The sequence below is a fragment of the Streptomyces sp. NPDC027189 genome, assembly GCF_055566975.1.
Map to the genome: position 1 here is coordinate 55,580 of NZ_JBVHRI010000016.1, position 15,168 is coordinate 70,747.

The 15,168-nt window shown below is 70.8% G+C and carries 10 protein-coding genes; 6 read left to right on the forward strand and 4 right to left on the reverse strand.

All coding sequences use genetic code 11. The features are described 5' to 3' along the window. Positions 1-138: 138 nt before the first annotated feature. Positions 139-996 (forward strand): helix-turn-helix domain-containing protein, encoded by an 858-nt coding sequence (locus tag ACZ4RZ_RS32030; protein ID WP_467749889.1) that lies wholly within the window; start codon positions 139-141, stop codon positions 994-996. Between the two features lie 260 nt (positions 997-1,256). Continuing rightward, the gene (locus ACZ4RZ_RS32035) at positions 1,257-1,454 is read left to right on the forward strand and encodes a DUF397 domain-containing protein (protein ID WP_467749891.1); all 198 of its coding nucleotides are present in this window, start codon (positions 1,257-1,259) and stop codon (positions 1,452-1,454) included. A gap of 111 nt (positions 1,455-1,565) precedes the next feature. On the opposite strand, the gene ACZ4RZ_RS32040 is transcribed toward ACZ4RZ_RS32035, so the two are convergent. Next, positions 1,566-2,405, reverse strand: a complete 840-nt coding sequence (locus ACZ4RZ_RS32040; RefSeq protein ID WP_467749893.1) for a hypothetical protein — start codon at positions 2,403-2,405, stop codon at positions 1,566-1,568. 140 nt (positions 2,406-2,545) lie between these two features. Here ACZ4RZ_RS32040 and ACZ4RZ_RS32045 point away from each other — a divergent pair, with 140 nt between their 5' ends. Together ACZ4RZ_RS32045 and ACZ4RZ_RS32050 are read left to right on the forward strand one after the other, a co-directional pair. Next, positions 2,546-3,331 (forward strand): SDR family oxidoreductase, encoded by a 786-nt coding sequence (locus tag ACZ4RZ_RS32045; RefSeq protein ID WP_467749895.1) that lies wholly within the window; start codon positions 2,546-2,548, stop codon positions 3,329-3,331. Positions 3,332-3,717: 386 nt separating this feature from the next. After that, complete coding sequence (locus tag ACZ4RZ_RS32050) at positions 3,718-5,286, forward strand: sodium:solute symporter family protein (protein ID WP_467749896.1); 1,569 nt, start codon at positions 3,718-3,720, stop codon at positions 5,284-5,286. A 159-nt stretch (positions 5,287-5,445) separates the two neighbouring features. On the opposite strand, the gene ACZ4RZ_RS32055 is transcribed toward ACZ4RZ_RS32050, so the two are convergent. Next, complete coding sequence (locus ACZ4RZ_RS32055) at positions 5,446-6,561, reverse strand: ADP-ribosylglycohydrolase family protein (RefSeq protein ID WP_467749898.1); 1,116 nt, start codon at positions 6,559-6,561, stop codon at positions 5,446-5,448. A gap of 173 nt (positions 6,562-6,734) precedes the next feature. Next, on the reverse strand, positions 6,735-10,013 hold the full coding sequence (locus ACZ4RZ_RS32060; RefSeq protein WP_467750129.1) for a tetratricopeptide repeat protein: 3,279 nt from the start codon (positions 10,011-10,013) through the stop codon (positions 6,735-6,737). Between the two features lie 131 nt (positions 10,014-10,144). Here ACZ4RZ_RS32060 and ACZ4RZ_RS32065 point away from each other — a divergent pair, with 131 nt between their 5' ends. After that, on the forward strand, positions 10,145-10,648 hold the full coding sequence (locus tag ACZ4RZ_RS32065) for a DUF2165 domain-containing protein (RefSeq protein ID WP_467749899.1): 504 nt from the start codon (positions 10,145-10,147) through the stop codon (positions 10,646-10,648). Positions 10,649-10,675: 27 nt separating this feature from the next. Here ACZ4RZ_RS32065 and ACZ4RZ_RS32070 read toward each other — a convergent pair whose 3' ends face one another. Beyond that, the gene (locus ACZ4RZ_RS32070; RefSeq protein WP_467749901.1) at positions 10,676-13,261 is read right to left on the reverse strand and encodes a bifunctional FO biosynthesis protein CofGH; all 2,586 of its coding nucleotides are present in this window, start codon (positions 13,259-13,261) and stop codon (positions 10,676-10,678) included. A 331-nt stretch (positions 13,262-13,592) separates the two neighbouring features. On the opposite strand from ACZ4RZ_RS32070, the gene ACZ4RZ_RS32075 reads away from it, so the two are divergent. Further along, positions 13,593-15,128, forward strand: a complete 1,536-nt coding sequence (locus ACZ4RZ_RS32075; RefSeq protein ID WP_467749903.1) for a CehA/McbA family metallohydrolase — start codon at positions 13,593-13,595, stop codon at positions 15,126-15,128. Positions 15,129-15,168 lie beyond the last annotated feature (40 nt).

The window sequence follows — 15,168 nt, forward strand, 5'->3', positions numbered from 1 at the left end:
CATATACACGCCGGATCCCCGAACTGGCGCCTACCCAGCGCATATCCGCTGTTTCCCAGCGGTAGAAAGCACCTTGGTGGCAGTCTGCTCAACAGCAGACACGCAAAGTAGAGGCCCGCAGCCGGAGGTGCACGTCCCGTGGCGTCCAATGTGAATCCCACCGTCCGGCGGCGCCGGCTGGGCCAGGAGCTGCGCCGGCTCCGCGAGCTCAAGGGCATGACGGCCGAAGAGGTCGCCGAGCGGCTGCTGGTCTCCCAGTCGAAGATCAGCCGATTGGAGAACGGACGGCGCAGTATCAGTCAGCGCGACGTCCGCGATCTGTGCGGGGTCTACGAGGTCGACGACCACCGGATCGTCGACTCGCTGATGCAGATGGCCAAGGACTCGCGCCAGCAGGGCTGGTGGCACTCCTTCGGCGACATCCCGTACAGCGTCTACATCGGGCTGGAAACCGACGCCGCATCACTTCGCGTCTACGACCCCCAGGTCGTCCCCGGCCTGCTGCAGACCCGGCCGTACGCCGAGGCCCTGATCGCGGGCGCCCTGCCCGAGACCGCGCCCGGCGACATCGACAAGCGGGGCCAGGTGCGACTGAAGCGGCAGGAACGAATCTCCGCCCCCGACAACCCGCTGCGCCTGTGGACCGTCCTCGACGAGGCCGCCCTGCGCCGGACCGTCGGCAACCGCTCGCTCATGCGCGACCAGCTGGAACACCTCGTCGAGCAGTCCCAACTGCCGCACGTCACCGTGCAGGTGATCCCCTTCGACATGGGGGCGCACCCGGGGCTGAACGGCCAGTACGCGATCCTCGAGTTCCCCGACGCGGCCGACTCCAGCGTGGTCTACATCGAGGGCGTGACCAGCGACCTGTACCTGGAGAAGGCGAACGACGTCCAGAAGTACAGCGTGATGTACGAGCATCTGCGGGCGCAGGCCCTGAACGTGGAACAGTCGCGTCAGTTCATCGCCGACATCGCGAAGGAGTACGCGCGCTGAGGCCGGGACGGCGGTCCCGCCGGGGCGCATGACAGCAGTCCCGCCGGGAAGGTGCCGGACAATACACCTTCGCCATGCCAGTGCGGAAGACCCCATGGAATATGCCATCCAGTCGAGTGAATAGTCGCTTCGTCAGCCGATGTTGGCGAGTAGCGTCGATCACGCCACCGAACAACAACGTTGGCGCAAACCGAGCAGCGGGTTCCGGACGAACCAGCAGTGCGGTGACAGCAACTCAACAACTCGCTACTGGAGCGAACATGGCAATTCAGCAGGGCGCCACCGACACGTGGACCAAGTCTTCCTACTCCACCGGCAACGGCGCCTGCGTCGAGGTCAAGTCCCCGGTGCTCGCGGCGATGGCCGTACGCGACTCCAAGGTCCCCCACGGCCCCACGCTGGCCTTTCCCGCGGACGCGTGGAACGCCTTCGTGGCCGAGGTGAGCCGGGGCGCTTAAAGACCCCGCCTGACACATGACCACATACAACTTCATACGCGTCACGTACAGAGCCCTCTCGACTGGCCCGCCGTCCCGGCCGAGGGGGCTCGGCCATACCGAACCCGGCGGCTACCTGAGCCGGTCCACGTAACGGTCCGTCCCCGGCACCGTGGGGATGAACGGCGCCACGAGCTCCACCCTCCCCAGCCCCGACTCGCCGACCGCCGCGTCCAGCCCCGTGAAGTACTCCTCCCAGCACTCCCGCGGATCCGCCTCCAGGAACCACAGCAGGGTCAGCCGGGTGTCCACGCCCTCGACCTGCTTGACGTACGTCATGCGGTCGCCGGGGAGGGGGGTCGGCCGGAAGACGGTGACCATGGCGGCGGGTGAGCCTGCGAGCCGTTTGGGCAGGTGCCGGGAGCGCAGCCACTCCAGCAACTCGGCGCGCTGCGCGGCGGATTCCGCGTCGACGACCTCCACCACCAGGCCCGCGTACGGGTGGTCGAGGGCGTGGAAGTCGCGGGGACCGGCGGCCCCGTCCCGGTAGACGGTGGCCTCGTGGTCCTGGAAGGCCGTGAAGACATGCGTACGGTCCTGGTAGACGCGGCCGTCACGGTTGAGCCGCTTGTTGATGCCGACGGTCCACTTCATGTGGTCGTCGTAGCGCCCCTCGGTTACCCAGTACGTGGAGATGTAGCAGCCCGCGGTGACCGGCTGGGCGACCGCCGACTTCTCCGGGTAGCGCAGGAGCTGGAGGTCGCGGGTCGCCACCCAACGACGGCCCGCGTACATCCAGGGCATGGCCATCGCGCCGGCGTAGTAGTGGTCGTCCTCGTACCAGCGGTTGTACGCGTACTCGTGGCCCGGGTGCGGTTCGACCATGGTGATCAGGGCGTGGCCCGGGTGGACGCCGTACGGGCCGAGGGCGGCCAGTTCGGCGTACGTCTCGCTGCGGGTCTCCTCCGACATGACGTTCCCCTTCCTTCTTCCGCCGGACGCCCATACTCTGACGCTCCGTCAGACAATGCGCCAGAGTCACGGCAACCTACGGCGAGTGAGCCGCAGGGGCGCGCCGGAGGCGAACCGAGCCACAAAAAGGGGTGTTTTCGATGTCACTGCTCGCGGGCAAGACCGTCGTCGTGTCGGGCGTCGGGGCCGGTCTCGGCCATCAGGTCGCGGCGGCCGTGGTGCGCGACGGGGGCAACGCGGTGCTCGGGGCGCGCACGGAGGCGAATCTCGCCAAGTCGGCGGCCGAACTCGATCCGGACGGCGCGCACACGGCGTACCGAGCGACGGACATCACGGACGAGGGACAGTGCGAGGCGCTGGCCGCGCTGGCGGCGGAGCGGTTCGGGGGGATCGACGCGGTGGTCCATGTCGCCGCCTGGGACAGCTACTTCGGCGGCCTGCAGGACGCCGACTTCGCCACCTGGCAGTCGGTCATCGACGTGAACCTGCTCGGCACCTTGCGGATGACCCGCGCCTGCCTGCCCGCGCTCAAGTCGCGCGGCGGCTCGGTTGTCATCATCGGCACCCAGTCGTCGGTGGCCGCGCCGAGCCAGGTGCGGCAAGCGGCGTACGCGGCGTCGAAGGGCGCCCTGACGAGCGCGATGTACTCCCTGGCGAGGGAGCTCGGCCCGCATCGGATACGGGTCAACACTGTGCTGCCGGGCTGGATGTGGGGCCCGCCCGTCGAGGCGTACGTCCAGTTCACCGCGCACACCGAGGGCGTGCCGCAGGCGGACGTACTGGCCCGGCTCACCGAGCGGATGGCCCTGCCCGAGCTGGCCACGGACGGGGATGTGGCGGACGCCGCGGTGTTCCTGGCGTCCGACCGGGCACGCGCCATCACGGGGCAGTCGCTGCTCGTGAACGCCGGCGAACTCATGCGGTAGGTACGGCCGTCGCGGCTCCCTTCCCAGTCGCACGGGACCCGCATCCCGTACGCCCGTCGTCTCTGTCGTCCTGCCGATCGTTGCCGATCGCCGCGGCGATCGCGGTGTCGATCGTCGTGTCGATGTCCTGCTGACGAAGTGCCCGCTCATCGTGTGTTCCACGTCACGAGCACGACAACAGCCCTACGGGTAAAGTAGAGGCAAAATCGTTCTGCTTTCTGATCTGTGTTCATATCTGTGACCGCGAGAGGTCTTGACCGGTCGGTCGAACCAGCGGTTCAATCCCCGAAGTCCCCGCTCCCGCACGGGGGCGCCGCCCATGCACGTACTGGCGAAGTGCCGTCCGGTATCTGCAGGTTCACAAGGCGGACCCCTGGAGGGGGCACATGAACGGTCTCGACTGGGCCGTCCTGGTCGCGTACTTCGGCGTCATGACAGCGATCGGCTTCTGGTCCCACAAGCGTGTCGACGACGTCAGCGACTTCTTCACCGCGGGCGGCAAGATGCCCTGGTGGCTGTCCGGCATCTCGCACCACATGTCGGGCTACAGCGCGGTGATGTTCACCGGCTACGCCGGCATCGCGTACACCTACGGCATCACGTCATACGTCACCTGGGCGCTGCCCATCGCCATCGGCGTCGCCATCGGCGCCAAGGCCTTCGCGCCCCGGCTCAACCGGCTGCGCTCGCGACTGCACGTCGCCTCGCCGCTCGAATATCTCAAGGACCGCTACAACGTACCGACGCAGCAGGCGCTCGCCTGGTCCGGCATCCTGCTGAAGATCGTGGACGTCGGCGCGAAGTGGGCCGCGATCGCCACCCTGCTCACCGTGTTCACCGGGGTCACCCTCACCCAGGGCATCATCATCACCGGTGGCATCACGGCCGTGTACTGCACGATCGGCGGGCTGTGGGCCGACGCGCTCACCGAACTCGGCCAGTTCGTCATCCAGTTGCTGGCCGGTGTCTCGATGCTGGTCATTGCGCTGAACAAGATCTCCGACCAGGGCGGGTTGTCCAAGGCCCTCGACTCGCCGAAGCTGGACGGTCACGGGGACGGCTTCGCGGGCCCGTATCTCACCGTCTTCTTCATCGCGTATCTCTTCATCAAACTCTTCGAGTACAACGGCGGCATGTGGAACCAGGCCCAGCGCTACATGGCCACCGGCAGCGCCAAGCAGGCGACGCGCTCGGCGTTCCTGTCCGCCGGGCTGTGGTTCGTGTGGCCGGTGATCCTCTTCATCCCCATGTGGCTGTCGCCGCTCCTCGTCACGGCGAAGAAGCCCGACGGGTCGGACGCGTACGGCCTGATGACCGAACAGCTCCTTCCGCACGGCCTGTTGGGCCTGGTCGTCGTCGGGTTCTTCTCACACACGATGGCCATGTGCTCGTCCGACGCGAACGCGATCGCCGCCGTGTTCACGCGGGATGTGATGCCGGTGCTGTCGAAGGCCGCGCGGGCCTGGGACACCCGGGCCGGGCTGATCGCGGGCCGCGTCACCACCGTCGCCTTCCTCGGCTTCTCCATGGCGGTGGCGACCCAGGTCAACTCCCCCACGTTCAAGGACATCATCACGGTCGTCATCAAGTGGGTGGCCGGTCTGATGGGCCCGATCGCGATCCCGTTCATCCTCGGCCTGCTCCGACCGTTCCGTAAGTCCGGCCCGACGGCGGCCCTCACCAGCTGGGCCTGCGGCCTGCTCGCCTTCTTCTTCGTCAACTACAACCTGGACTTCTCCCAGCGCACGGACGTGAAGCTGGAGTACCAGGTCTCCCTCCCGATGGCCATCTCTCTCGTCCTGTACATCCTCATCGGCTTCCTCAAGCCCGAGGACACGCCTGAGCGGGACGCGATCATCGAGAAGATCAACACGGATGACGACGGGGCGGCGGCCGTGGCCATTCCCGCGCCGGCGGGGGCGGGCGACGGGGTGGCGACCCCGGTCAAGGACTAAAGGACCAGTGGTTTCCCGCGCCCCGTCAGGGGCGCGGGAAACCACGCGACCAGCCCCCACCCACCCGCACCCGAAAGACAAACCCGGGGGGGGGCTGGGGGTGCAGCCCCCCGGGGACGGGAATGGGCAGGGACGGCGGGGGCGGAAAACCCGTAGGCCTCAGCCCCGCGGATACCGGCTCAGCCACCCGGGAGACGACCCCCCGGGCCCATGCAACGCAGGCCCCTGCGTCATCTCCATCGCGAAGTCGTCCGCGAGGACCAGCATCGTGGGACGGCCCTCCAGCTCGGCCAGCCAGGCCGGCGGAAGGGCCGTCTCGCCGTGCAGGGCTCCCAGCAGCCCTCCGGTGAGGGCACCCGCCACACCCGAGGGCCCACCCTGGTTCACCGCGAGGCGCAACCCGTGCCGGATGTCCTCGCCGACCAGCGCGCAGTACACCGCGACCGCGAGCAGCCCCGCCGCCGTACCGTCCCCGGCGAGCTCCTCGACCCGCCCGGGCGACGGCAGCCCCTGCCGTACGGCGCCCAGAGCGTGCTGGAGCGCGTCGGTGACGGGCTCGTGCCCCGGCCGCGCGGCGAGCATCGCGAGGGCCCGCTGCACGGCCGCGTCGAGGCTCTCGCCGCGGGCCAGCGCGTGCACGATCACGGCGTACGCGCCCGCCGACAGATACGCCGTGGGGTGCCCGTGCGTCTGCGCGGCGCACTCGACGGCGAGCTGCACCACGAGCTGCGGCTCCCAGCCGACGAGCAGCCCGAAGGGCGCGGAGCGGGCGGCTGCCTCGGGCCCGAGCTCGCCGGGGTTCTTGGGCGCGTCCAGCGTGCCCATCGTCTCGTCGCCGAAGCCGAGCAGACAGGAGCGGGCCGGGTCGCGGCGGGCGTACAGCCACTCCTCGCGGGCCAGCCAGCCGTCGTCCTTGCGGCGCTCGTCGGGCCCCCAGTCGCTCTGGGTGGCCGCCCAGCGGCGGTAGGCCCGGTGCAGGTCGGTCGGCGGATGCCAGGCGCCGGTGTCGCGGCGCACCTGGGCGCGGATCAGTCCGTCGACGCTGAACAGCGTGAGCTGAGTGAGATGCGTGACGGCGCCGCGTCTGCCGTGTCCGAAGGCCAGATCGGTGAGGCCCTCCGCGCCGTACGCCTCCCGGATCTCCGCCAGGCCGAGCCCGTCGGCCGGCGTGCCCAGGGCGTCGCCGACGGCCGCGCCCAGCAGCGTCCCGCGCACCCTGCTCCGGAAGTCCTGCTGTTCGGCACGGCCCCAGACGGCACCGGCTGTCGCACCCACCGAGACCTCCCCAGGAACCGTCCGTACGTCCGACAGCTCAGCACTGTAATCGAACGGGAATGGTCGGTTCAGGGACCGGATCGGTATGCGAAATGTGACCCACCAGATCCCAACAGATCACTTCTTAACATCGTTCAGTCGCCCCTTCCGGTCATGCCGCTTCCCCTCCCGTGTCACTCCGCGTATCGCGCCCGGATGGCGTCCCGTGCCTCCCTCACCCGCTCCAGCCGGGGCCCGAGGCTGACCCGGTCCGTGCCGGGACTCTCCATGAGTTCGCCGAGCAAATCGGCCAGCCAGGCCATGTCGACCCACTCGCGGGGCTCGGAGAGCAGCCGGGTGAGGCGGTCGTCGAGGGCGGGCCAGTCCGCCAGGCCCGCGTCGATCACGGCGTACAGGAAGTCGGAGGCACCGCTGGTCAGATCCCAGCCGGAGGCCGGCCCGGCGGCCGCCTGCCACAGCGGCCGGGCGGCTGCCGCCCCTTCGTCGCCGCCGACCGTCATCGCAAGACAGAACGCGCCGCCCGCCGCGTGCCGCGCGCGCATCCGCTCGGCCGTGCGCCGCGCCTTCGCCCACTCCCCGGACTTGCGCTCCGCCCGCGCCAACTCATCCAGCCCGGCTGGCTCTTCGAGACCGTGTGCGAAGGCGGCGGTCAGCGCGTCCTTCGCCTCCGCGGCACGGCCGTACAGCAGATGGACCTGGGCGAGCGTGTGATGCGCCCAGGCCAGGTCGTCGGCCTCGTCCCCTCTCCCGACGTAGTGCTCCAGACCGGCCAGGCCATCCTCCGGGCGGCCCACCGCCAGCAGGGTGATGATCCGCCGCATCCGGTACCAACTCCCGTCCGGATCGAGGGCGACGGCCCGGTTCAGGTCGGCCAACGCCTCGCGGAACAGGCCCAGTTCGTGCAGGACGGCGCCCCGGCAGCCGTTCGTCCACGCGTTGTCCGGGTCGAGTTCGAGCGCCCGGTCCAGATCGGTGCGGGCTTCCTCGAAGCGGCCGAGACAGCGCAGCGCCTCCCCCCGGTTCCACAGCACCCACGCGTTGTCGGGCCACAGCTCCGCGGCTCGCTCGGCATCGGCGTACGACCGCTCGTAGACGGCGAGCCCGCGGTGCACCGCGGACCGCTGGACGAGCGCCCACGCGTAGGAGGGGTAGAGCTCCAGGGCGCGGTCCAGATCCGCGAGCGCCTCCTCGTGGCGGCCGAGCCTGGTGCGGGAGACGCCGCGGCTCGCGTACGCCGACGCGTACGCGTCGTTGAGCGCGAGCGCCCGGTCGTAGTCGACGAGAGCTTCCTCGTCCCGACCCGCGCCCCGCAGCGCGTCGCCCCGCTCGCAGGCCACCCAGGCCAGGTCCGGGGCCAGCTCGACCGCCGTGTGCAGATCGGCGATCTGCTCGTCGTGCTCACCCCGCGAACGCCGCACCCGGGCGCGCCGCACGAGCGCCCAGATGTGTCCCGGGTCGAGTTCGAGCGCCCGGTCGAGGTCGGCGAGGGCGGCGCCGGTGCGGCCCATGCTGTGCCGGGTGACGCCCCGGGAGGCCCAGGCGCCCGCGAGTTCGGGGTCGATCGCGACGGCGCGGTCCAGGTCGTCGATGGCCTGCTCGTAGTGGCCCGCGATCCGGTGGTAGTCACCGCGGACGAACAGGATCCGCGCCTTGCCCGGACTGAGTGCGTCCGCGCGGTCCAGGTCGGCGATGGCGCCCTCGTAGTCGCGCTGTTCGGCGCGCGTGACACCGCGACCGTAGTACGCGCGCTCCAGTTCCGGGTCGAGCGCGAGGGCCGCCTCGTACTCGACGAGTGCCCGCTCGAAGTCGCGGTCCACACGATGGCCGAGCCCGCGCAGCATCCGGGCGACGGCCTGGCCGCGTGCGTCCAGCCCGCCCCGGTTCAGCAGCAGCGCGAGCGTCTCGTGGGCGCCGTCCTCCAGCTCCTCCAGCAGGTCGCGCCCCCACTTCTCCACGGTCCCCGCGTCCGTGTCCGCGCCCGCCTCGACGAGCACCCGGGCCCACCGCCGGGCCACGGCAACGCCCTCGCCACAGGCGTCGACGACATCGCGCAGGACGGTGGGCAGCGCGTTCCGCTCCCTCGCGCACAGCAGGTGATACGCCTCCGCGAGCCGCAGCTCGCGCCACTGCTCGTCGCCCCACAACTCGTCCTCGGCCAGGCCCGCTCCGGCCTCCGTCCGCCACCCGGCGAAGGTCTCCGCGAGGCGGGTGTGCCGTTCGGTCCAGCCGCGTGGGGAGCGTCGGCGTTGCAGGCGCAGCATCGGGGCCCGTACGACGTCGTGGTACTGGACGCGGTCGCCGCGGTCGCTGACGAAGGGCAGCCCGCGCAGCCAGGCGAACAGGGCGTCGGCCTCGTCGTCCGGGCAGTCCACGGCGGCCCGGAAGACGTCCGCGTCCAGGCGGCGGGGCAGGGCGCAGGCCAGCGCGGCGGACCGCCTTACCGGGTCCTGCTCCCACTTGAGGAAGCGTTCCACGGCCGTCGCGCTCGGGTCTCCGACGTCGTCGGGGTCGCCGGGCCGGGACTCGGCGAGCGTCGACACGAGGACGGGGAGCCCGCCGGTGAGCCGCAGCACCTCCTCGACGACCGGCTCCGCCACCACGCCCCTGTCGGCGAGCAGCCCCCGCGCTTCGGCCTCCGTGAAGGGCTCCAGGGGTACGTCCGTCACGAAGTCCGGGAAGCCGCCCCAGCGGGCGGTGTCGAAGGGCCGCTGCCCGGCCGTGACGACCACGACGTTCGCGGGCAGCGCGCCGTGCCGGTCCGTCGTCATCACCTCGTGCAGCCAGCCGTCGAGGAACGGGCCGGTCCGCTCGTACGTGTCGAAGAACAACACGAGCCAGGGGGCGTCATCGGCGGCCTTCGCCAACTCGCCGAGCAGCACCGGAGTGAGCACGCGCTCGGGCGACAGGACGAGCTGTACGTCGTCCTGGTTGCGGAAGCGGGCGGTGAGCCCGGCCCGCAACCGGTCGGCGCCGTGCGCGAGTTGGGCCGCGTCCAGAGCCCCCGCGAACGGGCCGACGACAGGCACCAGACCCAGCCCGACCAGACTGGCCCGGGCTGCGATGATGCCGGCCGGTGACGGCTGCGGCTCCAGCGTCTCCACGACCGCCGACTCCGCCTCGTGGCGCCGCTCCCGATGCGCGGCCAGCAGCCGGTCCAGCTCCTTGAACCGGTGCCCCTGCCGGGCGAACTGCGCGCTCACCGCCGCCATCGCCTCGGGCACACTGCCCACGCCCTCGTCGACGTACGCGGTGAGCGCCCCGCGTTCCCGCGCGAGCTGCTCCAACTCCCTTACGAGGAAGGTCTTTCCGACCCCTGCATTGCCGTGCACATGGAACAGGAACCGGTGCCGCTCGTCCTCCGGCCGGAGGTCGAAGTTCGCCCGGAACGCGGCCCGTTCCGAACCCCGGCCCACGAACCCGGCACGCCTGCGCTGCCGGATCAGCTCCTGCATCGACGGCCGCGCCTGCGCCACCCGTACGTCCCCTCGTCCGCCCGCCTCAGACCTCGCGCGTCTTCATTCTGGTCTTCATTCTGGCCGAATGTGCGCGGGCTGTACCGGACAGCGCGGGGAAAGAGACCGGCATGGCCACCCCCACCACGCGCGCCCTCCCCCTCACCGCCACCCTCCTCACCGGCACCGTCGCCCTCTACATCGCCCTCGTCGCCTTCGGGAACATCACGGACTTCGGCACCAACCAGCAGTTCGTGCGGCATGTCCTGGCGATGGACACGACCTTCAAGGACGACGACCTGATGTGGCGGGCCGTCACCAGCAAGGGCCTTCAGGACGCGGCGTACATCGCCATCATCGTCTGGGAGACCGTCGCCGCCCTCGTCCTCATCTACGGGACCTGGCTCTGGGCCCGTCACGACCACCCCCGCGCCCGCCGGATCTCCACCTACGGCCTGCTGATGGTCATGCTGCTGTTCGGCGCCGGGTTCATCGCGATCGGCGGCGAGTGGTTCGCGATGTGGCAGTCGCAGGACTGGACCGGGCTGGAGGCGGCGACCCGGGTGTTCCTGCTGAGCGGGGTCGTGCTGCTGGTCGTCCACCTGCCGTTCGGACAGACCGGCTCGGCTGCTTGACCAGGGCCGCCGTCGTGCCGCCGTCCCTCACTCGAGCACCGGCAACAGCTCCGGCAGATGACCGTCGGAAGCGGCCGCCGCCCGCTGCCGCTCCTCCGGCACCTCCCCGTACAAGGTCGTCCGCGGCTTCGCCGGACGCCCCGCCGCCTCAGCCACCGCGATCAGGTCCTTGACCGACTTGTAGGAGCCGTACGACGACCCCGCCATGCGGGAGATGGTCTCCTCCATCAGGGTGCCGCCCAGGTCGTTCGCGCCCGAGCGGAGCATCTCCGCCGCGCCCTCGGTCCCCAGCTTCACCCAGCTGGTCTGGATGTTGGGGATGTGCGGGTGCAGGAGGAGGCGGGCCATCGCCACGACCGCGCGGTTGTCGCGGGTCGTCGGGCCGGGGCGGGCGATGCCGGCCAGGTAGACCGGGGCGTTGGTGTGGATGAAGGGGAGGGTCACGAACTCGGTGAAGCCGCCGGTCCGCTGCTGGATGCGGGAGAGCGTGCGGAAGTGGCCGAGCCAGTGGCGGGGCTGGTCCACATGGCCGTACATCATGGTGGAGGAGGAGCGGATGCCCAGTTCGTGGGCGGTCGTGACGACCTCGATCCACGTGGCCGCGGGCAGCTTGCCCTTCGTCAGGACCCAGCGCACCTCGTCGTCGAGGATCTCCGCCGCCGTGCCGGGGATCGTGTCCAGTCCGGCCTCCTTCGCGGCGGTCAGCCACTCGCGGATCGACAGGCCGGTGCGGGTGGCGCCGTTCACCACCTCCATCGGGGAGAAGGCGTGCACGTGCATGCCGGGAACGCGCTCCTTCACCGCCTTGGCGATGTCGAAGTAGGCCGTGCCGGGCAGGTCGGGGTGGATGCCGCCCTGCATGCAGACCTCGACCGCGCCGACGTCCCAGGCCTGGGCGGCACGGTCCGCCACCTGCTCCAGCGACAGCGTGTAGGCGTCCGCGTCGGTGCGGCGCTGGGCGAAGGCGCAGAAACGGCAGCCGGTGTAGCAGACGTTCGTGAAGTTGATGTTCCGCGTGACGATGTACGTGACGTCGTCGCCGACCGCCGACTTGCGGACGTCGTCCGCGATCCGGCAGAGCGCGTCGAGCGCCGGGCCGTCGGCGTGCAGCAGCGCGAGCGCCTCGTCGTCGGTCAGCCGCGTCGGGTCGTCGGCGGCCGTCGCGAGCGCCGCGCGTACGTCGGTGTCGATGCGGGAGGGCACCATCCCGGGCGCCGCGGCCTCGCGGAGCGCCTGCCAGTCGCCGTAGACGACGTCGAAGTCGTCCCGGCGGTCGCCGGTGCGTCCCTCGGTGTCGATCGACACGTGCAGGTCGGTGCGTCCGGAGGAGGTGAAGGCCTCTTCCGGCTCCTGCCACGGATGTCCCTCGACCACCGCGTCCTCGCGGGCCAGGCCCGTCTCCGGGTCTGCCAGCGCGCGGACGTGCGGCAGCAGCCGCGGGTCCAGCCAGGGCTCGCCGCGCTGCACGAACTCGGGGTAGACGCAGAGCCGTTCGCGCAGCGCGAAGCCCGCAGCGGCCGACTCCGCGGTGAGCAGCTCGATCTGCGGCCAGGGACGTTCCGGGTTCACGTGGTCGATGGTCAGCGGCGAGACCCCGCCCCAGTCGTCGATCCCCGCGCCGATCAGCCGCCCGTACTCGCTGTCGACGAGATTCGGCGGCGCCTGGAGGCAGGCCGCCGGGCCCATGATGTGCCGAGCCACCGCGACCGTGGCAACCAGCTCGTCGAGCTCCGCGTCCGGCATGCCGCGCATCGCGGTGTCCGGCTTGGCGCGGAAGTTCTGGATGATGAGTTCCTGGATGCCGTGGTACGACCGCGACACACGGCGGAGCGCGAAGAGGGACTCGGCGCGCTCCTCGTAGGTCTCGCCGATCCCGATCAGCAGGCCGCTGGTGAACGGGACGGAGGAACGGCCCGCGTCCTCCAGTACGCGCAGCCGCACCGCCGGTTCCTTGTCGGGCGAGCCGTAGTGCGGCCCGCCCGGCTCGGACCACAGCCGGGTGGCCGTGGTCTCCAGCATCATGCCCATGCTGGGCGCGACGGGCTTGAGCCGCTGGAAGTCGGTCCACGACATCACCCCGGGGTTGAGGTGCGGAAGCAGCCCGGTCTCCTCCAGAATGCGGATCGAAATCGCCCGTACGTACGCGATCGTGTCGTCGTACCCGTGCGCGTCCAGCCACTCGCGGGCCTCGGGCCAGCGGTCCTCCGGCTTGTCGCCGAGCGTGATCAGGGCTTCCTTGCAGCCGAGTTCGGCGCCCCGGCGTGCGACGTCGAGGACCTCGTCGGAGGACATGAACATCCCGTGGCCCGCCCGGCGCAGCTTGCCGGGCACGGTGACGAAGGTGCAGTAGTGGCATTTGTCCCGGCACAGCCGGGTCAGCGGGATGAAGACGCTCTTCGAGTACGTGATGACGCCGGGGCGGCCCGCCGCCTCGAGCCCCGCGTCCCGCACCCGGGCCGCGGACGCGGCCAGGTCGTCGAGGTCCGCGCCGCGCGCCCGCAACAGCACCGCCGCCTCGGTGACGTCGAGTGCGACGCCGTCCCGCGCACGCTTGAGCGCGCGTCGCATGGAGTTCGCCGTCGGCCCGGTTCCGGGAGTCGCGGAAGTCGTCATCCTTCGAGCATACGATCGCGTTGATCAGGCGTTACAGGCCTGGGCGTATTCCTCGCGCGCGGCGGATCGTTACAGGGTGGTACTGGAACCGGGCGAGCGGGTCCGGCGGAGCGTCGCGGGGGGTGACAGCAGTCGGGCCTCCGCACAAGCCGCAGCAGCAGGTTCAGCGCAAGCCGCGGCCGCCGGTCCCGTGCAAGCCGCCGGTTCCGCGCAAGCCGCCGATTCCCTTCCCGTGCACCGGCGTTCACGGCCGAATACCAGGGTTGTACGTGTCACACCCTCCGCCCACCATGTCATGTCACTGTCACGCTCGACACCTGGGAGCAGCAGCATGTGCGAGGACGACCACGGAAACGGGATGGCCAGACGCGCCCTGATCGTGACGGGTGCCGCCGCCGCGCTTACGTTGGGAAGCGTGAGCTTCTCCAACGGCCCCGCAGCCGAAGCGGCAAGCAACCAAGAGACGAAGACGGTACGCGGCACTCTTCCCATCGGGTCGCCGGACTTCGTGTACCTCCCGGTCGAAGTCCCGCACGGCGTACGGGAGATCAAGGTCGCCTACACCTACGAGAAGCCGTCCGTGCCGGCCGGCACCATGGGCAACGCCCTCGACATCGGCATCTTCGACGAGCGCGGCACCGAGCTGGGCGGCCGGGGCTTCCGCGGCTGGTCGGGCGGGGCGCGCACGGAGTTCTTCCTCCGCGGCGACGACGCGACCCCCGGCTACATCCCCGGCCCCATTCGCCCCGGCACCTGGCACATCGCGCTGGGCCCGTACACGGTGGCGCCGCAGGGACTGCCGTACGAGGTCACGATCACGCTCACGTACGGGGAGCCCGGTGTCGTCGCGCAGCCGACGTACCCGCCCTCGAGGGCCAAGGGCCGCGGCCGCGACTGGTACCGCGGCGACTGCCATCTGCACTCCTGGTACTCGGACGGCCGCCGCACCCCCGCCGAGATCGCGGCGCTGGCCCGCGCGGCAGGGCTGGACTTCATCAACACGTCCGAGCACAACACCCACTCCTCGCACGCGCATTGGGCGGACCAGGCGGGCGACGACCTCCTGATCATGCTCGGCGAGGAGGTCACGACGAGGAACGGCCACGTCCTGGCCCTCGGCACGGACCCGGGCACCTTCGTCGACTGGCGCTACCGGGCCCGCGACAACCGCTTCGGCAAGTACGCGCGCCAGATCCGCCGCGCCGGGGGCCTGGTCGTCCCCGCCCATCCGCACGCCACCTGCATCGGCTGCGGCTGGAAGTTCGGCTTCGGGGAGGCGGACGCGGTCGAGGTGTGGAACGGCCCGTTCACCCCCGACGACGAGGTGTCCCTCGCCGAGTGGGACAACACGCTGGTCGCCGCCGTGCGCTCCGGCCGCGACTGGATCCCGGCGATGGGCAACAGCGACGCCCACCGCGACCCCGACCCGATCGGCACCCCCCAGACGGTCGTCCTCGCCGACGACCTGACCCGCGAGGCCATCCAGGCCGGCATCCGCGCCGGCCGCTCCTACGTGGCCGAGTCGAAGCTGGTCTCCCTCACCTTCACGGCATCCGGCCCCAAGGGCGAACACGCGGGCATCGGCGAACGCCTCCACGTGGACAAGGACACCCCGGTCACCATCCGCCTGGAGGCCACCGGCGCTCCCCGCTGCACGATCCGTTTCGTCACCGATCAGGGCGTGCTCTTCACCAGCGCGCCCCTGCCGGTCTCCGGCTCCGGCACGGCCGAGTGGCAGACGACGGCGGCGTACGCGGCGTACGTGCGGGCGGAACTGCGCCACGAGGTGGCGGTGGGCCCGTTGCCGGGAGCGATGGCGGCGTTCACGAATCCGGTTTTCCTGGGGGCGCCCGGGGAGCAGGAGTAACACTCAGAAGCAGCCGCGGTCGAGCCGGTCCGGAAGTGGC